Origin of the sequence: Yoonia ponticola, assembly GCF_014199395.1 — a bacterium.
GTDB lineage: Bacteria > Pseudomonadota > Alphaproteobacteria > Rhodobacterales > Rhodobacteraceae > Yoonia > Yoonia ponticola.
This window is the reverse complement of record NZ_JACIJM010000011.1, coordinates 17,251-40,482: the sequence shown is the minus strand read 5'-3', so window position 1 is coordinate 40,482 and position 23,232 is coordinate 17,251. Positions and strand designations below refer to the sequence as shown.

Sequence of the window (23,232 nt, the reverse complement as noted above, 5' to 3'; positions counted from 1 at the left end):
CTTGACGCCAGGTTTGCCCGACGCGAGCAGGCAAGCGGCGGGAGCGGGACACGCAGGCGGATGGAGCGGCGGGATCGTTTTGCTTTGGCAAAACAGACCAGAGTGGAAACCGCAGGCGTGGCCGGATCACGACGCGCTCGCGAGACGGGCAAACCGGGACGCCAAGTACGCCGCCGCGGTAAGGCCGCATGGCCGCATGCGCGACGGACCGCAGGGCCGTTCTCACCTGCGACACGCGAAGCCAAGCAGGGGAGGCCGTTAGGCTATGTTCACGACCCTCAAAATGGTTGCGCATTCATGCTCAGGTGAAGAGCGACGCAGAAACTCAGCTCAAGGTTGGCCTGCTGCTGAAAATGTCTGTATGAGGAATTACATGAAAAACTGGAAATCCATTGATGATCAGCTTGGTCTCCTCAAATCGAGGGGAATGGCTATCAGCGAGCCTATTCGAGCAAAAAAGGCGCTTGAGCGATTTGGCTACTACCGACTGAGTGGATATTGGTATCCATTCAAACAAGCTAATGACGACGGAACCATCTCGGACCAATTTATACCTGACACGCATATGTCAGATGCCGTCGACCTATATGTTTTTGATAAAAAGCTGCGCCTTCTTGCGCTGGACGCTTTGGAACGGATCGAACTGGCTTTGCAAGTCGATGTTGCATACAGGTTTGGTCGTCGTGATGCCTGCGCGCATCTTAAGCCTCACCTGCTTCAGCAAAAGTTTGTAATGAACGGGCGCTATAAAAGGTGGGAAGAGCGCTATCGAAGCTTTGAAACACGTTCTGGCAAGGCCGCTTTCGTAAAACACAACAAACAAGCCTACGGTGAACTGCCGATCTGGGTCGCCGTGCAAATTCTTGATTTTGGAGCGTTGTCACATCTTTTTGAGATGCTGCCGATGGATATTCAAACCAAAATCGCTGGCAAGTACGGAATTTTGAACGGTAAGTTCATGATACAGTGGATGAGGTCGTTTTCTCAGGTGCGCAATGCATCCGCACATCATGAGCGACTTTGGAACAGCCACATCAAAGATCACGCCAGCGTTCCACCGCAACTTTTAGAAATTGCACAGACAGACCAGTATCAGGTTTTCCGATACTTTTGCCTGATGCGATTTTTCCTGAAACAGCTTTGCCCACAGTCAAAATGGCACATCCGCCTACGCGACCATTTGCATAGCTTCCCCCAACCGAAGAACGGCGCAGTCACACTCAAAGATATGGGTGTGATCGATGGTTGGGAAGACTGGGATCTTTGGAGGGGATGAGGACTGACGCATATCCAAGGGCGAACCCAAGTGCAGAGGCGCCAGTCATATCTGTGATTAGATGTAGGACTAGAAAGTTAAAATAACAATAAGAAATGGCATCTTCGAATCAAATTAGATCGGATCGAACGGCACCTCCGCTTAAATTATAACTTAATAACAGTGCTTTACAGATATCTCTGCAAGATTGCAGCTAGAGCGCGTTCTTGCCGTCTCTAAACCGGACAGGCACAGAAAAAGGGGAACCGCGTCACCGCGGCTCCCCTGCTCTGTCAGTCGATGGTGTTGTTGCGATCAAGCAACCAGTGACAACCCACCGCTTGCATCTGGCTGTTCATCCCCGCTCTGCACAAACGGAATGATCGAGAACGTCTGCCCGCCACGCTGCTCTTCGTTCTGCACGGCATTGACCCGCAGATCACCGTCGGGCGTGTTGATCAGCAGTGACAGATAATCGTTGCCGGTCCGGGTGCTTTTCGCCATCCAGGCGGAGCCAACACGGATCGCTTTGCCCTTCGGCGAGCTGACCTCGATCCGGTAGTCGGGATGGGTTTCTTCGGTCTTGTAGTCGTTCTCGATCAGCATGAAATCCAGATCGAACATCATGTTGGCGATGTAACCCGCAAATGCGTTGTCAGCATCCATCGCCGTCAGCTCGCCCGAGATTGAGCCGGATTTCATCGTGCCGTTTGAGACCAACGGGATGATCTCGAAGTCTTCGCTCTTGGCTTTGCGGGCTTCCTGCGTTTGCACCGCATTAACGCGGAACGGGCCAAGTCCAACATCGATCTGCATCGAAATGTAGGGATTACCACTGGTATTTCCGGTTTCGTTCCAAGCCGTGCCGATACGCACCTTGCGACCGGATTTATTGACGGCGGTAACGTCGAAGTCCGGGCTGCGCTCGGACATCTTCGGGCGCGTCTCCAGCTGGATTGCGATGTCGAACTTGGTGTTGTGGATTGTGCCGGTGAAGACAGCTGCTGCGGTGTCGACGTTTTTGGTAAGGGTTCCTGCGAACATGGGTCTTATCCTTCTTTGGGTTATCGGGACCTGACATCTTGCCAGACCATCCGAGATTGCTTTGTTGACCCCTCATGGGATCACAGAACAGAAAGCCTGCTTTCAACTTTCTCCCTCGGTCTCCAAATCCGCTGTCCCACATTGTGAAGAGCCAGCGTCGCCAAACGCGCTCCCCCGTCCTTCCTAAAATTTCGACTGGCGCATCCAGCCTCGATCACTGGTTATTGTTTGCACCCGCAACGTAAAACTCCGCCTCATCCCCGTTCAAGCGGGTTCCCGACTGGTACGTCAGACCAATTGTGCTGCCACCATGGCGATATGTGATCAGGTATTGGCCGAGGGCGTCTTTGTGCACGATGTAGCCCGTGTTCGCCCAGTGGACGGTCTGACCCGCATCCACTGCGGCTTTGATAGCTTCAACGTTCATGTCGGTCTCCGGTATGTTTTTTGTTCGGGCAAGAAGCCAAAGCACCGCGCGTTGGCGCGGGCTTTGGCATTGAGGGTTTGAATGAAATTCGTGTGCCACTGCTGCACTGATCAGGCCGCGTTTCGTGTGCTGTCGCCGTTATCACCAGTGATGCGGGACAGAATGGCAGTGGTATCCACACCCTCACCGTGCGGCACGAACACCCGCAGCTGGAAGGCGATGATTTCTGTAAAGCATCCAAGGGCCTTGAGACCATCGATTGTACCCTTATCCGCCCCATTGATCTCCAAGCGCACGTCACCCGCAACGCGGCGGCGCGTCAGCGTCAGGCCGCGCCCCAGATCGACGGGTGCTGTCGTGCCAAGCGCCGCCGTCAGCATCTCACCCGGTGTTTCGGGCGTTCCTGTCATGAACCGCGCCCGAAGGGCTGCGGCCCCCTCTTCGCTGAGGGTGCGGCCTATCATACTGGCACGGCCTTCGGGCGTGACCCGATAGATGCGCTCGTTGCTTGTCGGGATGGTCTTCCAGATCGGCAGCAACAGACCTGTGAGCAGGTAGAGTTTTGTTGTGGAGGTTTTGGGCAAGCTGCCGGCCTCTTCATCCCAAAGCCGGATGAACTCTGGTTGGTCAATCGCCTCCCAAGCCGAGGCTTCGAACTTTGCCTCCTCTAGGTAGGATTTGCCAGTGGGCCGGACAACCTTACGCATCAGGGTGACGATGTCTTCGTCATACATCTGCATCGGGCGCTTTGAGATCAGCCCAACCCGCCCCGACCCGCGATTGACCATAGGGATTTTGTCGACGTTGTTGCCAAGAGCCGTCATTGCGGACGCAATGTGAATGGGGTCTGTCACCTCCAGCCCGATGATCCGCGTCACTGCCCCGGATTGCGGGCAGGTCCATAAATCCTCCGCCGAGACCTGTCTGATCGTCTCGCCTCGCAGCGTTTCCACCCCGAGATCAAGCGTACCTGCATCCCTTGCACGCTCGGTCTGATCCGCGATCCGCTGCATAAACTCTGCAAAGAGCGCGTTCTGCATATGGATCGGTAGTGCCAGCACCCGATTCAGGAACCGCTGGATGGGCGGCAGCTCTTCCAGCAGCACGCCGTCTTTGTCGATCAGCCGCAATGCCGTCCAATCGGTAAAGGTCTCATAGCCCATCGCCTCCGCACGCCCCGCGGCAAGATCGGCGTAATATCCCCGCAGCGCGGAGCGCGCGATGGGGCTTTCGAGATTGTCCTCCTCGCGAAACATGCCTTGCGAGCCTGTCTCGCGTTGGCCTTTGGTGAGCGCGCCAAGCTGATCGAGGCGCTTGCTGATAGTCGAGGTGAAGCGTTTCTCGCCGTGCACGTCCGAGGTGCAGACCCGGAAGAACGGCGCGCTGACCTGGGCGGAACGATGCGTCCGCCCAAGTCCTTGAATGGCTGCATCCGCGCGCCAGCCGGGCTCCAGCAAGTAATGGCGACGCCGCTTCTGGTTTTTCGCTGTTTGCGCCGCGTGATAGGATCGCCCCGTGCCACCCGCATCTGAGAAGATCAGGATGTTTTTCTCCCCATCCATAAACGCCTGCGTCTCGGATGAATTGCTGCGAGGGCTACGCTTTTCGATGAAAAGTGCGCCGTCGCTCGATTTGAGCGGGCGAATTGACCGCCCCGTCACCTCTGCGACTGTCTCGTCTCCGAATGCCCAAAGGATTTGGTCCAGTGCCGCGGGGATCGGGGCCAGCGCCATCAGGTCCGTCATCGCCTCGTCCCGCAGGGCAAGCGCTTCGCGAGAGACGACCAAGGCCCCGGTTTCATCCCGCAGCGGCTCTGCCACGACATTGCCGTCAACTTCGACAAGCTTCTGGGTGTGGATCGGAAAGGCCTGTTCGAGATAGCCGAGCACGTAGTCGCGCGGTGTCAACGCGCCTTCGACCAGCTCGTCATCGGGGTCCATCACCTCCAAGCGTCGTTTCAACAGGCTCTCACCGGTCGAGACCACTTGGACGACGCAGGCAAAGCCATCGGATAGGTCCTGCTGAATGGCACTGACAATCGACGGGGCTTTCATCCCCATCAGCAGATGATTGAAGAAGCGCTGCTTTGTGCTCTCGAACCGCGACTTGGCGGATGCTTTTGCAGCAGATGCATTTGTCTCGCCCGAAGCATCATTGACGCCTGTCGCGGTCAGTGCGGCCTCTAAGTTATGATGGATCGTGCGGAACGCGCCCGCATAGGCGTCGTAGATCTCTGTTTGGGCAGCCGTCAGTGCATGTTCCAGCACATCGTATTCGACCCCGTCAAAACTCAGCGCCCGCGCCGTGTAGAACCCGAGTGTTTTGAGATCGCGGGCCACAACTTCCATGGCCGCCACCCCACCAGCCTCCATCGCTGAGACAAAGCTCTCGCGGCTTGGAAACGGATACTCAAACCCTTGGCCCCAAAGCCCGAGCCGGGACGCATAGGCGAGATTGTGAACCGATGTGGCTCCCGTCGCCGAGACATAGAAGACCCGCGCACGCGGCGCGGCAAGTTGCAGGCGCAGACCCGCAAGACCCTGCTGGGACGCTTTTGCCCCCCTGCCCTGCTCCGATCCAGCCGCATTCTGCATCGCGTGGGCCTCATCGAAAGAGAGCACGCCATCGAAGTCGTCTCCCATCCAGTCGAGAAGCTGGTTCAGACGCGTGGTGCCGCATTTGCCGGCGGACCGCAGTGTTGCATAGGTCACGAACAAGATGCCGTCACCCATGGTGATATGCTGATCGGGCTTCCATTTCGAGAGCGGCTGTATATCTGCGGGTGAGCCACCAAGGTCGGTCCAGTCGCGCACGGCGTCCTCAATCAGGGTGGCGGATTTCGACACCCATACAGCTTTGCGCCGTCCCGAGAGCCAATTGGCCAGAATGAGGCCTGCGCACTCGCGTCCCTTGCCGCAGCCGGTGCCGTCTCCGAGAAAGTATCCCAAGCGGTAGGCACGGGCCGCCGCATCCTCATCACTGCGCAGCATCTTGGTCTGATCCTCATCGATGGTGAACTTGCCGGGCAAATCCCGCCCGTGGGCATCGTTGGCCATGATGATGGTTTCAAGTTGGGCCTCTGAGAGATGACCCTCTGCGATCAGGCGGTTTGGCAGGCGCAGCCCCTCGGCGGCCTGCAAGGACGGCACGGGGGGTGCGACCGACGCCATAGCAATGCTTTCCACCAGCGGCGTCGGGTGTTCCTGCGCACCTGCAATGTCGATCCGCTGCGGACGATAGCGGGCGTAAATGTCAGAGATGGGAGTGTTTTCGCGCGGGGTCTCGAGCGGGGTAAACGACAGCGGTATTGCTGCGTGTTTTGGAGTTTTGGCACCAGATGGATTTGATACTTCAGGCTTGCGCGCTTTGTGAGGCGCGGATCCCATCAGGGGGAGCCCGACGTGCAAGGAACGTGCCGCCGTTACTGGCGCTTCAATCGACCGTGTTGCGGCGATCTGGTCGACGATACTGACCGCCGCGTCGAGATCATCGATCGAGGTGCGGATCATCTCACCGCCCTCATCAACCTTATCAAAGACCATCAATTGCGTATCCACGCTGGTGCCGAGCTTGCGATAGACATGGCCGGGGATGGTCAAGCCCAACCGCGGGGTAAGAAGGCTCATCGCGCGGACCCAATGTGCTGGGTCGCGCTCGGGGGTGAAGCCCATCGGCATGATCGCGACTAGACGTCCGCCGGAGGCCAGTCGTTTCGCGGCGCCGATGAGATGTTTGGCCGCAATGTGCTTGTCACGGGAGCGATCGACCGAGGATGCAAACGGCGGGTTCATCACGATCACGCTGGGGGCGGTTGTTGCTGTCAGCAGATCATCAATGTGCTCGGCGTCATGTCCCGTCGGCTGCGCGTCGAACACCACATCGAGCAGCCGCTGGCGAAATGGATCGACTTCGTTGAGCATGAGCTTGGCCCCTGCCCGCTTCATAAGCCCCGCCAATGAGCCGGTTCCCGCAGAGGGTTCCAGCACAGTCTCACCGTTTCGGATGGCCGCCGCGCGCACGGCGAGGGCCGCGTAAGGCAGCGGGGTCGAGAACTGTTGCAGGCGTATCTGTTGCTCGGACCGACGGGTTTCGGTCAAAAGCCGCGTTGCGAGGTTTTTTGCGTCACCAATTGGGTCTGACACGCTCGCATCCAAGAGAAGTGTTTGAGCCGCAGCAGCCTGCATCATGTCGTAGGCCATGCGCCAGTTCCATGCACCGCTGGCATCGCTGCCCCCAAAGGTGTCGCGCATGATCTTTGACAGCGAAGAGCTGCGCAGAGGACCGCGCGCGATCTCGGCGGCGATCAACGACAGGGCTGATTTGAGCTGCGCATTGGATGGGGTTAGATTGGGGTGCTTCGGGTTGGGATGGGCCATGATTTCTGTCCTTTGTGATCCGGGTTGAGGTTCACAGGACAAAAAGCCCCCTTTTCCTTTTGGAAAACGGGAGAAGACAAGATGAGCTAGGTTCGCTTGGACAGCTTCAGTTTTCCAGCCGCGCGAAGCTGTTGTACGCCGCGCAAAATCGCGTCGGTGAAGGCTGGACTGAAAGTCCCTCGAGGCGAGCGATCCTCAATCGTGTAGGAAGCCTCGAGGACATCGGCGTTCAACTCATCCAGAATGACCCATAGAGACAGATGGCTATCAAGCCGCGCCCGACGAGCTTCTGTCTCCGGTATTTCCAATGCTGTTCGGCCTTGTTCCGGCATCTTGCTGGTGATCGGAGCAATGAACATGACGTGGTGGCCAGCTTCGTTGGCCACGACAATGACCACGCAGCTTGGTCGCTTCTTACGACCCTCTGTCTCACCACCATCCGCCTGCCACTTCCAGAGATAATGATAATCAAAAACCTGCCCTGCAGCAGGGAAGTCAGCGGTCACGGAAGTGATTCTCGATGCCCGTGTCCAACAGTTTACCCAAATCTTCGGGCATATCCGTCACATCCAGCGCAACCTGTGTGCTGCGTCCCGTCGTAAGGGCTTCAAACCGCTCCATCGACATGACAACGAAACGTGGTTTACGGTGTTTCGTGATGGCGACTGGAGAGACAGCGGCCGCCTCGAAGAGGTCGCCAGTATTACGCGTTAGATCGCCTGCTGCGAACTGTTTCATCTCAATGCTCCGATGACTTTCAGGATTATTAAGAATATACAGAATTTCTGTATTTTTGCAAGTAGCCTTCCATTCAAGATCAGGCACGGCGCTTCTTATCAATCAGCGCCTGAGCGTCTTGCATTACCTGAGCCTGCGGTGTTGTCGGCTTTGGGTCGTCCAATGCTTCCTGCACTTTGGTGCGGAACCATGCGTCATAGGCATCTGGATCCGCGGTCAGTCCCGCTGGCAACCCGCCCTCTGCGGCCACGCGCGTCAAGAGGATGCGAACGGCATCCGAGAGCGTCAGGCCGACGCCCGAGAGTGCATCCGAGGCCTGCGCTTTAAGCTGATCGTCAACACGGACATGGATCATTGATGTTTGAGCGGGCATATGAGTCTCCTTTGGTTATTGTTGTATCTCAAATGAGATACGCAATCAAGGCGGTAGAGAGTTTCACTCTAGGCCCCCTGCCCCGCAAAAAACTCTGCCAACACCGCACTGCCCTCAGCTATTTCGCGACTGATGAGGGTCGATCCCGCCAGTGACGCCTTTGATAGCCGCACAAGGCTGCCGGTTTCCTCAATACGGTAGCAGCGCCGTTTTTGATGCCCGCGCCTGTAATGGGTCGCTGTAACGAACTGACAGGTGCTGCCATCGCTGAGGGTCACAGGGGCAACCAACTTGATCTTATCACCCTCTGCGTAATCAGGGATCGCGGCCCAGTCCCGACACCGCTGCCGCCAGGCGTGGGCATAGCTGTCGGAGTCTTTCAACTCGGACAAGAGATTGAGGATGCTTAGTGGCGCGCGAGACTCACAGGGACCAGCGCTTTCCTCCATATCCTTGTAGCCCCAGCACCCGTCGTCGTACCGCGTCAGAAACACGGCACCAAAGGTGAATGACCCGTCCTTGTCGATCACATAGGTCCGATCTTCCAAGGGTGCCGAATCAAGGCTCTCGACTTTTGCGGCCGCATACCACGTCGAGCCAACTTTGCTGGCTTTGACCAGTGTCGTGCGGCGCGCATCTGTCTCGAAGGTGCAAAGACGGGTGATCTCTGCCTTCTTATCGGCGTAGTTTTGAACCCGCCGGTCAGTGTAGAAAAGCCAGCCCATTACGCTGCCCTCCGGTCCTCGAGCTCCATAAGAGCATCAAGCGGCACGCGGTAAGGCTGCATGGCATCGAAGTCCTCGCAGTTGCCGCAGTTCTGAACGATTGCGAAGGTGTCGCAGGCGTCCTTCAGAACTACTCGGAATGTTCCGCCAAGACCCGAGGGCACCTCATAGGTGCCACCAATCAGGAAGTCTGAGGCGCGACGGACGAAGACACGGATAGAATGCCCATCGGTTGCCAGTCGGATGGCCCCCTGCCCGCGATCGATCAGTGTCTGCACATCGTCAAGTATGTCTGTGTAAAACTGCCCGGTCAGATCGCGGAACGCCATTTGACGCTGTGCCATCCAATCGCTGTCCCGAAACGGATTGATGCCGTTCGCAAAGGCAAAGGAAGGATCGGACTGCTCTGTGGTGACAATACGGGTGGTAGAGCCATCGATACCGTTGGAACGCAGATGCACGCCGTTCCCAACGATGAGGATCAGGGCGGGCTTATCGACTGGCCCGTTCCAATTGGGCAGGAAGGTTGAACACGAGCGCGCATGCGCGATTTGCGCCGCGACAGCGGACGCAGAGAACTTGAGAATAGCCATGGGGATGTCTTTCATAAACGGCGGCCTGAGCCGCTTGTTTCTGGGAGTTGTTGGGGAGTGGGATGACCCGCGTCTGGTTGTTCCCAAGCGCGGGTCACCTCGATAGATCAGGCGGCTTTTGCTTGAACCGTCTCTGCTTGCGCGGTCTCTTCCGCATCGACACCCAAGCTGACACCATCGGTCGTTTGCATCATCGGCGGACACCACGCCGCAACCGCCCTCTGCTGCGCCTCAGTGAGAGTCGCAAAGGGCTCGGCGAAGAGTTTGTCACAAAAGGCGACGATCTCTTTTTTGCTCATGGAGGCCAGTGTGACCGCCTCCTGCGCAAGGCCGAGCTCTTCGCCAAGGATTTTGAGCAGCCACGCCTTCTTGAACCGATTGAACAGCGCCGCGTTTGGCGTCCAATGCGCGCGAACGTCGGGCATGACCTCGATCTCGAAGTCGTGCATCAAGCTGTCGCTCTGAACACTGCGGGCAAAACACGATTGCGTCGTGCTGGCCGTGGCATAGGCGACCAGTTTGGCCTTCTCGCCCGCACCAAGTGCACGGAACGATGCAAACTGATCTGCTGGAGACTTAGCCTCACCCGTCCAAGACAGATCGAGCGCGTCATACGCCTCGGCCACCTGTTCTAGCGATGTGCCATCAATCTCATCCATCTTGGCGTGGCTGCGGTATTCCTTGCGGGCCTCGACCTTGACGGCGTGGGTTGCGCTCATGCCGCCAAGCACGTCCGTGACCAGTTTGAACAAGGTCAGATCGAGCGTGGCTTCGGGATGCAGTGTCATCGCCGCCCCGAGGGCCATTGCCCGCTCCGTCTTAAGGTCTTGGGTCAGTGAGGCGGGATAGACGATTGCGTCCGTGCCCTGCCCTTCTGCGTCACCAGACGTGCCGCCGGCACTGGTCGTCTGAGATGTCGCCTCAGGCTTGTCCTCTGGCCGCGCCAGGCCGACATGCAGCGTAATCTTGCCGTTTGACCAGGATGCGATGACGCCGCCCTGCGCAAGGTCATCTGCACTGTAAGCCTCCTGCAGTTCCCGCGCCTCTTCCTCGAGCGCATCGACGCGATCGTAGAGGGCGTTGTAGGCATCCGTCTCGAGGTTTTCGTCCTTCATCTCGCGTTGCAGTGTCTCCAGCTCATCGGTGATCGCATCCACGCGCTTTAGACCAGCGGCATCAGGCTCGACCGGACCGGGATAAACGCGACCATATTCTGCCATCGTTGCATAATCGTAGCGCACCAACGCCTCAGCCCACGCAAACCCCATTTGGACCCGTGCCTCTTCGGCGGCGGCGGTCAGTTTCTCGACCATTATCGTTTCGACCAGTGCGATGTCTTCTAGCACCGAATGCTCCTCGAGGAGATCCGCAGCGATGGGACCACCCCGCGCCTCATAGTCCTCTCGCACGAAGGCTCCAATATCGTCGCTGACCTGCACACCACGGGTTTTGAGCGCCTGACGTACTGTATAGGCCTGCACATAGCTGTCATCGCTTGTTAGAGCCTCATAGACCTCAAGCTGCACGGCCTGGCTTGGATGGTCCGCAAAGGCCTTCATGGTATCAAGCGTGATAGACTTGGCGCGGGCCGCCGCGCGGATATCTGGATGGATCAAGCCATAGCGCAGGCGACCCTTCACGGCCGCGATCGTTGTCCCGAACGTTTTGGCGATGGTGTCTGGCGATTGGCCATCAACCTCCATCATGCGCGCAAACGCCTCGAACTCGTCGATAGCGTTCATCGGGGCCTGCGTGATGTTCTCGGCCAGCGACAGGGCCGTGGTCACATCACAGTCATCCGGCACCAAGCGGCATTCGATCTTGGTTTTGTTGGTAAAGCCCTTCGCGGTCTTGTCAGCAACCAATTCATTCAAAGCTGCGCGACGCCGACCGCCGGCCAAAACGCCGAACTTGCCATCGATCTTTTGAACCAGCAGCGGTTGGATGATGCCTAGAACGCCAATGCTGGCGGTGAGGTCAGCGATAGCCTCTGTCTCGTAAGTTTCTGGCGAATTGCTGCGCACATTGGCTGGATGCGAGGTGAGATCACCAATGGCGACCGTGATGGATTTGAGAGCATGTGTCATGTGATATCCTTTTGAGATGTTGTGCTGCCCCGAACACTCGGAACGGCCTGACCAATCCCCGGGTTTGAGGATCACATAACAAAAGGCCTGCTTTCCCTTTGAAGAGAGGAAGCAGGCCTCGAATGTTCAGAACGTGGGGGGCCCTGCCCTACCAGTCGGATGCCATCATGATGGTGAGCACGCGCATTGTGGTTGCAGGATTGTCAGGGGCCTCAGCGCCATACCGGAAATCGCTATCCGCCTCATAAAGATCGATCTTCCAAAAGACCTTTTGCCCTCGGATATCCACGGCCCCGAAGTCGTGGCATCCGTCTGGATCATTCTCGGGTTCAAAGACGTCGAACTCCCCTGTCGCTTTGACCGCCTCAGCCATGAAGCCATCCTCGGCCTCTGCAAGAGACCGTGTGACATGCATACGGCCTGCAATGGGCTGATCCGGTGCAATGCCGAGGCAGGCGAGCTTGCGGAAGGCATCATTCTGCATCGCGATTGCTGCGATGTCGGGGCTTTCGGTTTGAGGGAGTGCGGAAGTGGTCATGGGTCTGTCCTTTCGAAAAAGTTGAAAACACAAAACCAAAAGCTTGCTTTCACTTTTTGAGAGCCACCGCCTACGACAGCACCAGACCTCTCAAGCTGCCTGATTGGTGGCCCCTGCCCTGCCCGCTTCCGACCTCGCGATCAGATAATCACAGGCTTTCTGCGCATCGGCCGCATGTTTGAAGATTGCCGTCTTGTCAGAGCGCAGCACGCGCAACCAGTGGTACAAATACGACGCGTTCAGCTCTAGCGTATGCGCGGTAAACCCAAGCTCCTGCCCCAGAAAGCAGGACGTCAGTTCTGCGACGATCTCTTCGCGGGAATAGGCTGTGTTACCAAACCGGCTGAGACCGTAGTCTCGGTTCAAGCGATGGGGCGCCTTGGTGGCATGGGCAAGCTCATGCGCCCAGACCCCGTAAAAGTTCAGGGGGTCCTTGAAGCGCTCGATGCTTGGCATAAACACCTTGTCGACGGGCGGATTATAGCGTGCCTCGGTTCCACCAAAGACCGTCTTAATATCGATGGCATCAAAGAACGCCTGCATATGCGGGATTGGCGCAGATGGCACATGATCGGGGACCGGACAAGCATCCGGGCGGAATGCCTCCGGCAAGCCCTCGATTTGATCTGCATTAAACACGCGATATGACTTCTGGAAACGAAAAACGCGGGCTTCTTCGGTATCACCACCATTGGTGTCTTGCTCATCATCGGACTGCGTTCGACTCTGGCCATAATAAACAACAACAGACGAGCGTTCGCCCTTTCGGATCTTTGCTCCAAGAGTATTCGCCTGCGGCACGGTCATCCAGAACGGAGAGATATATCCTGCCATCACCGTGCGCATGGTGAGCAGGAAATTGTTCACGCCCTGATAGGGCTCGCTGTTGTGGCGCATCGGACGCGCGCTGCCACCGGCGGTCCACGGTTTGCGCCAAGGGAGAACCCCGCGTTCGATGATGCGGATGAGTTCATTGGTGATGGCTTCTGATGCGTCGAATTTGGACGTGCGGGAACGGGCCATGGCTGGCCTCCTTTCGATGTTGAATTTGATTGGGGGAGTTAGGTTAGGTCGCGTGATTGATGCGCGGGTCGTTGACGATACGAGCGCCAAGGCGTTCGACAAGATCGAGATAGGTCAGAAGCGGTATCCGGCTGGAGGACGTCCAAGGTTCTGGATCAACCGTGCCATCCATTGTGACCTTCGGCAGGTTTGCGAAGGCGATGATGTCGCGAACGATGCGGCAGTCGATAAGAGGCGTTCCAAGCCGGACGGCCAAGCTGGCGAGCGGGAAGCGTTCGACGGGGGCATAGATCGAGACTGTTGTCAGCCCGAGGTGAAGAATGGTCCCTCCCCCACCGCAGCTGACATATGCGTTGGGGTTGTTGATCGCAGTCCGAAGGTAGCCAAGGTCACGTAGGATCGTTTGGCGTTCCAGCCGACAAGCCTCATCAAGGTCACCAGTTCTTCTAAGCTCTCGATGCCGCCACCACGACTGAGCTTCAGTGCGCAGCACGCGCAATACTTCTGTTTGCATGGGAGGTTCCTTGTCAGGACAGACAGGCCGGAAACCGACCCGGACCCGTCAGGAACACCCACAAGGGTTCCTTCAGACAGTCCCAAAACAAGAAGGAAACTTTTACTTTTCGGCAGCACCAGATCCGAACCGAATTGACCTTACCCAAAACAGCTGCGGGGCATTTACGATGAGATCTTTGACGTGGCCATTGAAGTATCGAGCATCGTGAGCTGGTAGAAATCAGTTCAGATTGAATGACGCTATCTTAATGAAGGTCAGCGAGGTGATTTTGGACCTCCCCTAGGGCTATTCACCGTCTATCTCATTGATAAATATATATTTATCGCTATTTGAGCAATCTATTCAGGACATTTTGGACGGCAATAAGCGAGTAGATACCAACGATCACCATTCAAGAGCATGAATAGAGAAGGGCATACAATTTTAGCAACAAAACTCCTTATCCATCTTACGGTTACCCGACCTAGACAATCGACAGCGGTAGCACCAACTGGAAGCCTTGCATTTTCTCTTTGCAATATACGTCCGGGATACACCTGCCTTTTTAAAGCATGGCTGCGCGCGACCAGTATCATGGTTTTTGTTGCTGTGTACGAAGATGACCAAGATTGTACGTACTGTCTCCGCTCATTGAAGGAAGTGTTTAAGTTTCTAGCTAACGACATCAGCGAAACATGGGAGCTCCAATAATGTTGGAATGATGCTCGCACGCGAAGTGATGTTTCGTCGAAGTGCGGTCAGAGCGTTCACCCATGATCTCAGACTGAGTTATGGAAATACGCATTCTCGTTGTGCTGAAAATATTCATGGCTGCCCTCAAACTTTTCACCGCCACGCGATTTGGTCCATTCGCCAATGGTGCGTATGACTTTCAACGAATGGCCGGAACCAAAGGGTAAGTAAATCGTCATTTTCGTTGTTCTTTCAAAGTGTCCACCGCGGTGGACGTTATGCATTTACAGTATCTGCTTTTGATAACCTATCGAGCAAGACAGTTGGGTTGAACTGCTGAACTCTTTTGCCAAGTGTTATGCTATGAAAATAGGCTCCGAAGTCTCTGATCTGGCTCCCTAGCTGAAGTATGATGAAGATGGCACATGATGCCTTCTCTGAGCCTACGGCCGTCTTTGCTTTGTCGAAAGTGTTTGAGTGAATGCCCATCATCGGTGCAAGGGTGCGTGCATGGTTTTCGATGTCTAGCCAGCAATGGAGCCTGTTCGTTGAGAACGATATTGCCTGATCACATATCGAGATAAGTTTCTGAATTGTTGGTGGCTCGTTGGCTTGATTGTCTTCTAAATCTTTTTGTTCTTTTATAGACCTAGAATGGTGCCGGACAATTTGTCCGTCATTGGCGGGCAGTTTGATCGTTTCTGGAGCGTCCACCGCGGTGGACAAATCGATATATTCGGCGTCAACGTCGGTCAATAGATTGCGATATTCTGCAATCGTTAGCTTTCTCCGGAGTCTTTTACGAACTTCGGAAAGCAAGCTGTTTCTGGGATCGCATTCTTCCAAGCGGGCCAGTTTTGTCAGTATCTGTTTACGGAGGAAAATACGATCTCGACGGTTGTTTTCCATTTCCTGAGCGACGGATAACAGCTCGCTGGCGCGTTCCAATAACGGAGTAAGAGAAAGACCATAACTGATGGAATGACCATCTGATGATCTGACACGGTAGCGTTTCCGGTTTGGACTGTCGTGGCGCTTCATAAAGCCGAGTTCGACAAAGCGGTCGATATGTCTGCGGAGTGTCCTTTCATCGATACCTCCGACGCGCCGGCAAATCTCGTTGTTGGAGGCGAACACGGTATCACCGTGACCTGGCCTGAGGAAACTCAGCATAGCTTGAAGTGTTTGGACGTGGCCGGGGCGTAGTTCAAACATGCTACGCGAGTCTCTGAGGGCCCTGAAGATTGCCCAGATATCAGTCTCATGAGGTGTTTGCGAACCTGACGCTGGAACAGCGGGGGTGCTTTTGATTGAGAGTTTTGTGAATGCCATGATTTATGAACGACGACCGTTTGGCCCACAACTTCCCCTTCTTGTCTCGCGTTTTGAAGCACGACAAGGCAATAAAAAGACGTCCACCGAATCGGTGACTCTTGACCGTTGTATTGGAGGTTGCTACATCAAAGGTGCAAAACTACTGATGAGGGCTCTCCGAGGGAAACTTTGGGGGGCTCTTTTCTTTCTGGTCTTCGTATTTCTCCTCTGCTCGTGTTTCTAATTTTGACTGGGATCAGGATCCCGAGTCTCTCTCACTCTGCCACTGGTCGAAAAGCTGCAGAAGCGTTGCCTCTGCACGATCTTCTAGCCACTGGCCGAATTCCGGGTTGTCCTTGCGGGCGATTTTGATAGCAATCGCTTTGCCATCAACTGCAAGCGTCGCTAGAGGACTGCCGTTCTCATCTTTTACGACGGTCGTCAGGCCCTTAGGGGCTAGCCTCACAGCGGGTTTTATCTTTTTGGCGCAGGCAGCGTACACCGCTTGAAACTTCTCTGAGCTTGGTGTCTCGATGGGCAGTTCGCCAAGCGTTTCCTTTGCGATATCAATAAGTTGTACTCGCTTGGCAAGAGCGGCCAACTCCCCCCACTGTCGCCTGCCAACACCATGAGCAGGTCCGATCATTCGTACAAGCTCTTCAGGTAATTGCTCAATGACTACGCGATGGTTCGATACGCCTTGTCGCGTCAGCCCCAACGCGTCCTGGATAATGCTGGGTTTGTATCCGGCCTCGTGCATCTCTTTGATAAAAAGAGATTTTTCGATAAAGGAAGGGTCGAGCCGAAGGTTGTTCTCTTGGCCTTGTGCGATCAATGAGGCATCGTCGTCCAGCGTACGGACAATTGCCTTCACTGATCCGCCTATTTTTCGAATTGCCGCAAGTCTACGTCGACCATAAACTATGCGGTAGCGATCATGCTGGTCCGAGGGACGGACCATGATTGGTACCTGCTGACCATGCTTTCGTATGCTCTCGGCGAGTTCGTCAATGCTGCTGTCTTCCAAAATCAATCGGTCGCGCAGTCCGTCCATATCGATCTGATCAGGCTCTATGTCGCGAATAGAATTGGCTGTGATCTCGCGGAGGGAGTCACGAAGCCCACCGACAGAACCGGGTAGCTTTGTAGATCTCGCCGGGGCAGGGGAGAGGGATGCGACTTTGTTGTCATCTGCTGGGGGTTGGTTGAAAATGTTGCGTGCCATTAGCGGCGCCCCCATGCCAGCTGAATTGTCTGCTCAAGCTCATCGGCAACGCTGTCTATACTGGATAGCGCACGATCAATTGTCTTGCGAATGAACTGACCGGGGTCCACTTCATAGACAGTTTGTTGGGTCATTCCTGCATCTGATACTGCAGTCGACTTTAACATTGGTTCTGTCATGACTTGCCCAGCAAGAATTGACCTCAAATATCCGGCCATTTGGGTTTGGGGTCCGTCCGAGGGCTCATACCGCGTGATAAGGAACTTGACGAAATCCCAAGTGACTTTTCGTCCAATAGCTTCTTCGACGGCCTTGATTGTCTCTGACGCGAGTTTGAGGAACTGACTCATAGATGCAATGTCAAGCATACCTGGGACAACAGTGACGAGCAGGCCAGTCGATGCGGCTAAGGCTGTCAAAGTGAGAAATCCCAATTGCGGAGGGCAATCGATTAATACGATGTCGTAGTCTGCTTCGACTTCCTCTAGGGCTGCAGAAAGGCGTTCTGCAAAAATTGGTTGTACTCGCCGAGCGAGTGCGTTCGCTGTTTCGGTTTCGTACTCAGAAAGCATTAGACCCGCTGGAACCATGTCTAGCTTGTGGAAATAAGTCCTCTGAATGACTTGGCTGAGGGGGATCTGATCTTCATAACGCAAAGCGTCGTATATCGTGCCGCCTTCAGCAAATTCGAGCTCTGGCCGAAAGCCAAAAAACGTTGTTAGACTAGCTTGTGGATCCAGATCTAGTACGAGCACGCGGTAGCCGCGTAAGGCATAGCGCTGTGCAAGATGGATTGTAGCGGTTGTCTTGGACGATCCACCTTTGAAATTTACGACTGATATTACCTGTAGGCGGTCGCCTTTGCGGCGGCCGGGTAGGTAAGAATCGGCATTTTTGCCAGTTCGAGCCAAGATATTTCGCAGGTCATCGACCTCTTCGGCCGTATAGAACCTGTGACCACGACCATCAGTGAAGACTTCCGGAAAGCTACCGTCTTTATGGCGATTACGCAGATTGGATGTGCTGACGCGAAGCAAACCAGCAACTTCGGTTGAGCTGAAGCGCCTGAGGAATTTCCGCTCTTCGGGCTCGAAAGCTATCTTCATCTGCCGGTCAAGAGACTCAGCAAGATTGTCTGCAAAGGCTCCGATATCAGAAGAACCTATACCTTGTGCATAACCTGTGTTTTGTTCATTCATCTACTGCCGCCTGTCATGGCCTTTATTAAGGCTCTTCGCTCTTCTGACGACCCAAGGTGCGTCTGACGCGCTTTGTCGTCAAAATGGGAATGCCATGAATGAGTGAGTCCGGCAAGAAAAATCTATATGTAGTGCAATAGTTATCCACAGCACCAATCAGGTCCGCGCATGAGGATGGCTACAATATACTGATAAATATGTATATTTCTATTTTTCGCTCGAGTTTCTCGTGGAAAACGCAACTCTTCAGATTGGCGACGGTTGGGACTAGTGATTTTTTTCTTCAGCTATGATTCTTCGATTTTCTTGTATGACGAATGTCAAATTGTTGTCGGAAATATCCCTTAACGGGTGTCAACGGTACTTGACGATGAGACCAATTCTAACTTTCGTGCACTTCAAGTGCGAGAAGGTTAGAATTTTCTCGCTGGATCGTAAAAAAACGTCCAGGAAGTTGGACTGACCAAATGATACACGAGAGCACACCTATTGCGCAAAAGGAGGCTCCTAATGCACAAATGGTGTAGCCTCCAATAGTCGAATGGTGGGTTCCCAAATTCGAACCAAATCTTTCAGTCTGAGCGGCTAGTTCCTAGCTAAAGCCCTGCCGCCTTGGTCAGGTTCACGCGGAACCGATCCCGTCGACGTTGATATCGGCGGGTCATCTCTGCGGAAGCGTGGCCCAGTTGTTTTTGGACGTAGCGTTCGTCGACTTCGGCGGAGCTGGCGAGGCCCGCCCGCAGGGAATGCCCAGAGAACAGGGCGAGGCGTTCCTTTTCTGGCAGCTCGCTTCGGAGTCCAGCGTCCAACACGGTTTGCTTGATCAGGCGCGCAACGTGTTTATCGCTTAGCCGTGTCTTAAGCGCATTCTTTCCATCCCGTGTAGCGCGGACAAACACTGGGCCGAAATCGATCTTGGCGAAGTGTAGCCATTGTTCGAGTGCGTGCACCGGGCAAGTCTGGCTAGACGATCCGCGGCCGATCTCGACCTCACGCCAGCCGGTCTTGGCGTTCAGCGTGAGCAGGGCACCATCCTCGAGGATCTCGATCCAGCCACCACTGTCGGGTGTGTCGTCCTTACCAACATCTAGGCTAACGATTTCAGAACGACGGAGACCTCCTGCGTATCCAATAAGCAGAATGGCCCGATCACGTAGGTCTCTCAGCCCAAATCCAAGGGTCTCAATCATATCAAGGATGTCCTCGGCAAGGATGGCCTCTTTCTGTACCGGAGGACGGGCGTGCTTGCGTTTGATCCCGGCCAGCACCGTGGCGATGTGACGGTTCTTACGATCGAGGTTGAAGCCACGCTGTGTGTAGTTCCAACTGAGACCTGAGAGCCGACGATCTATAGTTGAAACCGAAAGGGCAGGGGCTTTGCCAGTAGGCGCAGCCAGATCTGCAAGATAAAGCCCGATCATTTCGGGCGAGGGGGGCAGGGGGTCTATGCCCTTCATCCGGCACCAGCGAGAGAAGTGTGCCCAATCCTTCGTGTAGGCTTTTAGCGTGTTCTCAGATGCAGCGTGCTTCGCATAGTCGCGGGCAGTCTCAACCAGCCGATCGAGTGTGCCAGAACCAGCCACAAAGGTGGGGAGGCTTAGAGCCTCATCGGAAGAAGGATAACTTTCGTTGTCCTCGTTGGGGCAGGGCGCGTTTGCTGGACTTGAGGGCGATTTCTCGTTGCTTTTTGACATGTCGCAGAGCATATCTTTTCACGTCCGATAAGGCAAACTTATTGGACATAACCAATAGCAGCATAGTGCGGCGCTTAGGTCGGTATTTTCTGGATATAAGCGCCGCGCTGATTTAAGGTTCTGATATGAAACCCACCACAAAACCAGTCTCAGACGATACACAGAGCATACAGCTACTGCCGCATTGGGTCACCTCTTCACGAAGCGAAGCCATTGAAACTGTTGCATTTGCGTCCGGTGCAGCATTGGCAATGCTAGATGTGGTATTGCGCAATCCGCGAACCACATTGCCCGGTGCGTTGCTGCGGGATCGGTTGGCTTTGGATGCTGCTGCTGCCTGCTTGGTCCTCGAAGGTCGTAATGAAAGCCCGTCCGATATCCGTGATGCGGTCTGTCTCGCGCGGGCAGGCGATGCGCTTGGACCAGCGGGAGAGATGTTTGTGGCGTGGCGCAATGTAGCGCGGATCAATCTGTCCGTCGGTGGGTGGAAAGCCAGGGTGGGGAAGGTGCTGCCGGCTTCTGTCGCTGAGGTGGTATCTGAGTTTGGCGCGGTGGCGGGGACTCCGGTTAGACAGGCAAGCGAGATACTGGCGCGCGTGCTGCGGCAGTTTCCGCGCGAAGAAGCGGCAGCACTGATGCTGGCGGATGTGGCGCTGGCCCGCGCGATTGGCTGGGATCGGCCGGCGCCGTTGCTGGCGGCCCATTTGGTGCGCAAGGATATCCGCACGATCGCGGACGGGGTAGGTGATCCGGTGCTTTGTGTGCATCGGGCGATGGTTGCCGCCTGCGATGGAGCCATCCGCTGTGCGGCGGATTTGGAGCGCCGTGTTACCGAGATGCAAGCCGTTGCGTCAAAATTGCGAGCCAAAGGGTCGGACGAAGCGCTGGCTTTGTTTCTGACCCATGATGCGGTGTCGCCGTCGGGAATGTTAAACCCGATGGTCAAAGGCACGTCTGTTGCAATGACCGACCGCGCGGCACGGCGGTTGTGTGATCGGCTCGTGGAACTGGGCGTTGTACGTGAACTTACCGGGCGCCCGACGTTCCGGCTCTACGGGGTGTAAGCATGGCCAAAGAAACCCCTGCACTCGACACTGAACTGGAAGACCTGCCGCCTGAGCTGCGCTGGCGCAAATGGATGGGCCGGATTGAAGCGGTGATCTTTGCGTCTACCTCGCCAGTGCCACGTGAAGATTTGGCGCGAGTTGTCGGGCAAGGGGCCTCGGTTGATTTGTTGATCGAGGATATCCAGTCGGATTTGGTTGGTCGTCCTTATGAGTTGGTCGCCGTTGCTGACGGTTGGATGATAAGGACGCGCCCCCAGTTTGCCGATGCGATCCGGGCGGCGGCGGATGTTGGTGATCAACTTCTAGACCTCAACGAGTTCGAGGTCGCTGTGCTGGCAGCGATTGCCTATCATCAACCGCTAACCCGTGACGGGCTGAAAGACATCTTTGGCAAAGACATCAGTCGGGATTTGATCGGCCGGCTGCGAACACAAGAGTTGATCGCAATAGGTCCGCGCAGCCCAAGGGCAGGGGCACCATATACTTATGTGACAACGCCACAGTTCCTTGTGGTGTTTGGTATGACAAGCCTCCGCGATCTGCCGGATCGGGAGCAGCTGGAGGATGCGGGGATGGCGAGCGGTTGAGCGGCGATCATTCAGCACCATCGGCGGCGAGCGCTGAGACTGGATACAATTGCGCGTGGGTGAGTGCCGCGGCACGCAGAACCCGCAGGAGCAATTCTTCAAGCTCCAACTGATTTTCGACTTCCAGGGCGTGATGAACTGCCCCGCGGACACGTGTGGCGAGAATGAGATCGGCGGCCTTCTCGGATTCTCCTCCGAGTTCTCGTATAGCGTTGATCTCAGCCAACAGACTGCCAAGGGGCTGACCGCGCTCAAGCAAGGTTTTCTGTTTCTTTAAGATCCGACCAACTTCAGTCCCGTCCCAGAGGTCGCGGAACATTTTCGAGAGTTGTGTACCCTGTCCTCCCATGGCGCGGACGACCTGCTCCACTGCAACTGCCATTCCCTGTAGATCGCTGTGCATACCAGAGATCCTGGCATGGCCATATTCGAAAGCGTGCTTTTCGAACGACCGCAATCTATGGAAAATCGCGTCCTGAAAATTTTCTCTAAGGAACTTCCCAAATGCTTGAAGTTGGTGTTCAGATAAGTCCGGAGCACGAAGTGTGCGAACCAATCTGTCAATCTGCTCAGCGTCCCAGTCCGGCCAAATGACTTCAAGCGTGCGGCTCCCACCTTGCCCTTGGAAACCGACGGCTTCATTGATCGCGTCAAAGCCCATTTCGAACTGGATTTGAAGCAAACGCACTGCTTCCGCGAGGAAGATCTTATAGGCGTCAGCCACAAGGGGTCGTCCCTCCCTATGCCACTCATGCCAACGCCCGGCCAAGAACCTACAGCAGCCAATTAGCCCATCTGCGCTGACGTCAAGGCGCGTACAGGCTTCTCGAGCGACAGTGCGGCGGACTTCGTCTCGGTCGGCAATCTGTTCCTCATTGAGCACAATTCGTCCGCCACCCAATCCTTGAAGCATGCGAAAAGTTCGATCTCTTTCCTCTTCCCGCGACCATTCAATCGCATCGAGGACTGCCTTGTACTTATCGAAGTCGCGTAGAGCCCGGGTCGGGGCGAAGGCTTCGGAAGTCCGCCCTCCAGGCCAACGTTCGTTCCTGATGTCGTCCCGAACCTTTGTTGCGGTTTCCTCGTCTGCCATGTTCACCCGGATATGGATCCCAATTTCGGCGATTTCTGCGGCGGCCAGGAGTTGCCAACTGGAATAGAAGTCCTGGATATTGTCGCTGTCGTGAAGGTCAGGATGAGTTTCACTTGAGACCCGAACGCGCCGTTTACGATGGGGGACGAAGGACTGTTGATCCGAAGCTTGCAGAAATTCGAACCACTCCGGTTTGGGGGAATCGAATGGGTGGCCTTGGTCGCTTGGGCTTTTGAACCCAGCGTTGTGGAGGGCGTTCCATAGGTCTGACGCTGCATCCATTCTTGGCCCATCCGGCTCAACTGGATCATGCAGCTCATTTGCCCAGTTATGGGTTTCCAACCAAATTCGTCTAGCAACGGTGTCAGGCCAGAAGAGGCGGATGCGTGGACGCAACAGTCCCAGTTCCTCCAGGCTTTCTAGCAACGCTGGTCCAACGTGCTCCCCCCGAAATGCTCTTAAGGTTGCCAAATCCGACCGGAAATCGCGCGTACGCCTGTATCTTCCAACGGTGATCTTTACTTTGTAGTCCATGGGTTCGTTCCAGTTAGTGTCTTAGGCATTGTCGCGCACATCTACGTTCTTTACGCCGTTGTGGCCCTCGTTTCATGTTACCTGCAACGATAACGTCTTTCCACGTTCTTTCGTAGTGTTTTCAAAGTGATAATCGTTTCAAACTGACCTA

General features: G+C 55.5%; 21 protein-coding genes. 3 read left to right on the top strand and 18 right to left on the bottom strand.

The genetic code is table 11. The features are described from left to right. Window positions 1–373: 373 nt before the first annotated feature. Window positions 374–1,276: an Abi family protein gene (locus FHS72_RS15650; RefSeq protein WP_183530578.1), complete on the top strand. Its 903-nt coding sequence runs from the start codon at window positions 374–376 to the stop codon at window positions 1,274–1,276. Window positions 1,277–1,570: 294 nt separating this feature from the next. Here the strand turns inward: FHS72_RS15650 and FHS72_RS15645 are convergent, their stop codons facing one another. From FHS72_RS15645 to FHS72_RS15565, 17 genes are all read right to left on the bottom strand, one after another. Then, window positions 1,571–2,299, bottom strand: coding sequence for a DUF736 family protein (locus FHS72_RS15645; protein WP_183530577.1), 729 nt, complete (start codon window positions 2,297–2,299; stop codon window positions 1,571–1,573). A gap of 214 nt (window positions 2,300–2,513) precedes the next feature. Further along, on the bottom strand, window positions 2,514–2,726 hold the full coding sequence (locus tag FHS72_RS15640) for a hypothetical protein (RefSeq protein ID WP_183530576.1): 213 nt from the start codon (window positions 2,724–2,726) through the stop codon (window positions 2,514–2,516). A gap of 110 nt (window positions 2,727–2,836) precedes the next feature. Further along, window positions 2,837–7,102, bottom strand: coding sequence for a strawberry notch family protein (locus FHS72_RS15635; protein ID WP_183530575.1), 4,266 nt, complete (start codon window positions 7,100–7,102; stop codon window positions 2,837–2,839). An 86-nt stretch (window positions 7,103–7,188) separates the two neighbouring features. Next, the gene (locus FHS72_RS15630; protein WP_183530574.1) at window positions 7,189–7,608 is read right to left on the bottom strand and encodes a hypothetical protein; all 420 of its coding nucleotides are present in this window, start codon (window positions 7,606–7,608) and stop codon (window positions 7,189–7,191) included. Further along, on the bottom strand, window positions 7,598–7,840 hold the full coding sequence (locus tag FHS72_RS15625; RefSeq protein WP_183530573.1) for a type II toxin-antitoxin system Phd/YefM family antitoxin: 243 nt from the start codon (window positions 7,838–7,840) through the stop codon (window positions 7,598–7,600). Before FHS72_RS15625 ends, FHS72_RS15630 begins: the two co-directional genes overlap by 11 nt. Before the next feature lie 79 nt (window positions 7,841–7,919). Beyond that, window positions 7,920–8,213 (bottom strand): type II toxin-antitoxin system RelB/DinJ family antitoxin, encoded by a 294-nt coding sequence (locus FHS72_RS15620; RefSeq protein ID WP_183530572.1) that lies wholly within the window; start codon window positions 8,211–8,213, stop codon window positions 7,920–7,922. Between the two features lie 68 nt (window positions 8,214–8,281). Next, window positions 8,282–8,938, bottom strand: a complete 657-nt coding sequence (locus FHS72_RS15615) for a DUF6927 domain-containing protein (protein ID WP_183530571.1) — start codon at window positions 8,936–8,938, stop codon at window positions 8,282–8,284. Beyond that, complete coding sequence (locus FHS72_RS15610) at window positions 8,938–9,531, bottom strand: regulator (RefSeq protein WP_183530570.1); 594 nt, start codon at window positions 9,529–9,531, stop codon at window positions 8,938–8,940. The genes FHS72_RS15615 and FHS72_RS15610 overlap by 1 nt, the downstream gene beginning before the upstream one ends. A gap of 107 nt (window positions 9,532–9,638) precedes the next feature. Further along, window positions 9,639–11,618, bottom strand: coding sequence for a ParB/RepB/Spo0J family partition protein (locus FHS72_RS15605; protein ID WP_183530569.1), 1,980 nt, complete (start codon window positions 11,616–11,618; stop codon window positions 9,639–9,641). 148 nt (window positions 11,619–11,766) lie between these two features. Beyond that, complete coding sequence (locus FHS72_RS15600) at window positions 11,767–12,156, bottom strand: DUF3768 domain-containing protein (RefSeq protein ID WP_183530568.1); 390 nt, start codon at window positions 12,154–12,156, stop codon at window positions 11,767–11,769. Window positions 12,157–12,246: 90 nt separating this feature from the next. Beyond that, complete coding sequence (locus FHS72_RS15595; protein ID WP_183530567.1) at window positions 12,247–13,179, bottom strand: ArdC family protein; 933 nt, start codon at window positions 13,177–13,179, stop codon at window positions 12,247–12,249. A gap of 43 nt (window positions 13,180–13,222) precedes the next feature. Continuing rightward, entirely contained in the window at window positions 13,223–13,693 is a 471-nt protein-coding gene (locus FHS72_RS15590) for a hypothetical protein (protein WP_183530566.1), read from the bottom strand. A 761-nt stretch (window positions 13,694–14,454) separates the two neighbouring features. Beyond that, a complete protein-coding gene (locus FHS72_RS15585; RefSeq protein WP_183530565.1) occupies window positions 14,455–14,607 on the bottom strand; it encodes a hypothetical protein in 153 nt (50 codons plus the stop codon). A gap of 37 nt (window positions 14,608–14,644) precedes the next feature. Then, entirely contained in the window at window positions 14,645–15,700 is a 1,056-nt protein-coding gene (gene repC, locus FHS72_RS15580; protein WP_138925260.1) for a plasmid replication protein RepC, read from the bottom strand. Window positions 15,701–15,938: 238 nt separating this feature from the next. Next, window positions 15,939–16,907, bottom strand: coding sequence for a plasmid partitioning protein RepB (repB, locus tag FHS72_RS15575; RefSeq protein WP_246414803.1), 969 nt, complete (start codon window positions 16,905–16,907; stop codon window positions 15,939–15,941). Then, on the bottom strand, window positions 16,907–18,106 hold the full coding sequence (gene repA, locus FHS72_RS15570) for a plasmid partitioning protein RepA (RefSeq protein WP_183530563.1): 1,200 nt from the start codon (window positions 18,104–18,106) through the stop codon (window positions 16,907–16,909). Before repA ends, repB begins: the two co-directional genes overlap by 1 nt. Before the next feature lie 596 nt (window positions 18,107–18,702). Then, window positions 18,703–19,812, bottom strand: a complete 1,110-nt coding sequence (locus tag FHS72_RS15565) for a tyrosine-type recombinase/integrase (RefSeq protein ID WP_183530562.1) — start codon at window positions 19,810–19,812, stop codon at window positions 18,703–18,705. A gap of 113 nt (window positions 19,813–19,925) precedes the next feature. Here FHS72_RS15565 and FHS72_RS15560 point away from each other — a divergent pair, with 113 nt between their 5' ends. Together FHS72_RS15560 and scpB are read left to right on the top strand one after the other, a co-directional pair. Further along, window positions 19,926–20,864 (top strand): DUF1403 family protein, encoded by a 939-nt coding sequence (locus FHS72_RS15560; protein WP_183530561.1) that lies wholly within the window; start codon window positions 19,926–19,928, stop codon window positions 20,862–20,864. 2 nt (window positions 20,865–20,866) lie between these two features. After that, entirely contained in the window at window positions 20,867–21,454 is a 588-nt protein-coding gene (gene scpB / locus FHS72_RS15555) for an SMC-Scp complex subunit ScpB (RefSeq protein WP_183530560.1), read from the top strand. 7 nt (window positions 21,455–21,461) lie between these two features. On the opposite strand, the gene FHS72_RS15550 is transcribed toward scpB, so the two are convergent. After that, complete coding sequence (locus tag FHS72_RS15550) at window positions 21,462–23,081, bottom strand: hypothetical protein (RefSeq protein ID WP_183530559.1); 1,620 nt, start codon at window positions 23,079–23,081, stop codon at window positions 21,462–21,464. Between the last annotated feature and the right edge of the window lie 151 nt (window positions 23,082–23,232).

What these genes read in the sequence shown, in the direction of transcription:
- FHS72_RS15650 (WP_183530578.1), top strand. Translation starts at nt 374, where the DNA reads ATGAAAAACTGGAAATCCATTGATGATCAGCTTGGTCTCCTCAAATCG.
- FHS72_RS15645 (WP_183530577.1), bottom strand. Translation starts at nt 2,299, where the DNA reads ATGTTCGCAGGAACCCTTACCAAAAACGTCGACACCGCAGCAGCTGTC.
- FHS72_RS15640 (WP_183530576.1), bottom strand. Translation starts at nt 2,726, where the DNA reads ATGAACGTTGAAGCTATCAAAGCCGCAGTGGATGCGGGTCAGACCGTC.
- FHS72_RS15635 (WP_183530575.1), bottom strand. Translation starts at nt 7,102, where the DNA reads ATGGCCCATCCCAACCCGAAGCACCCCAATCTAACCCCATCCAATGCG.
- FHS72_RS15625 (WP_183530573.1), bottom strand. Translation starts at nt 7,840, where the DNA reads ATGAAACAGTTCGCAGCAGGCGATCTAACGCGTAATACTGGCGACCTC.
- FHS72_RS15620 (WP_183530572.1), bottom strand. Translation starts at nt 8,213, where the DNA reads ATGCCCGCTCAAACATCAATGATCCATGTCCGTGTTGACGATCAGCTT.
- FHS72_RS15615 (WP_183530571.1), bottom strand. Translation starts at nt 8,938, where the DNA reads ATGGGCTGGCTTTTCTACACTGACCGGCGGGTTCAAAACTACGCCGAT.
- FHS72_RS15610 (WP_183530570.1), bottom strand. Translation starts at nt 9,531, where the DNA reads ATGGCTATTCTCAAGTTCTCTGCGTCCGCTGTCGCGGCGCAAATCGCG.
- FHS72_RS15605 (WP_183530569.1), bottom strand. Translation starts at nt 11,618, where the DNA reads ATGACACATGCTCTCAAATCCATCACGGTCGCCATTGGTGATCTCACC.
- FHS72_RS15600 (WP_183530568.1), bottom strand. Translation starts at nt 12,156, where the DNA reads ATGACCACTTCCGCACTCCCTCAAACCGAAAGCCCCGACATCGCAGCA.
- FHS72_RS15595 (WP_183530567.1), bottom strand. Translation starts at nt 13,179, where the DNA reads ATGGCCCGTTCCCGCACGTCCAAATTCGACGCATCAGAAGCCATCACC.
- FHS72_RS15590 (WP_183530566.1), bottom strand. Translation starts at nt 13,693, where the DNA reads ATGCAAACAGAAGTATTGCGCGTGCTGCGCACTGAAGCTCAGTCGTGG.
- FHS72_RS15585 (WP_183530565.1), bottom strand. Translation starts at nt 14,607, where the DNA reads ATGACGATTTACTTACCCTTTGGTTCCGGCCATTCGTTGAAAGTCATA.
- repC (WP_138925260.1), bottom strand. Translation starts at nt 15,700, where the DNA reads ATGGCATTCACAAAACTCTCAATCAAAAGCACCCCCGCTGTTCCAGCG.
- repB (WP_246414803.1), bottom strand. Translation starts at nt 16,907, where the DNA reads ATGGCACGCAACATTTTCAACCAACCCCCAGCAGATGACAACAAAGTC.
- repA (WP_183530563.1), bottom strand. Translation starts at nt 18,106, where the DNA reads ATGAATGAACAAAACACAGGTTATGCACAAGGTATAGGTTCTTCTGAT.
- FHS72_RS15565 (WP_183530562.1), bottom strand. Translation starts at nt 19,812, where the DNA reads ATGCTCTGCGACATGTCAAAAAGCAACGAGAAATCGCCCTCAAGTCCA.
- FHS72_RS15560 (WP_183530561.1), top strand. Translation starts at nt 19,926, where the DNA reads ATGAAACCCACCACAAAACCAGTCTCAGACGATACACAGAGCATACAG.
- scpB (WP_183530560.1), top strand. Translation starts at nt 20,867, where the DNA reads ATGGCCAAAGAAACCCCTGCACTCGACACTGAACTGGAAGACCTGCCG.
- FHS72_RS15550 (WP_183530559.1), bottom strand. Translation starts at nt 23,081, where the DNA reads ATGGACTACAAAGTAAAGATCACCGTTGGAAGATACAGGCGTACGCGC.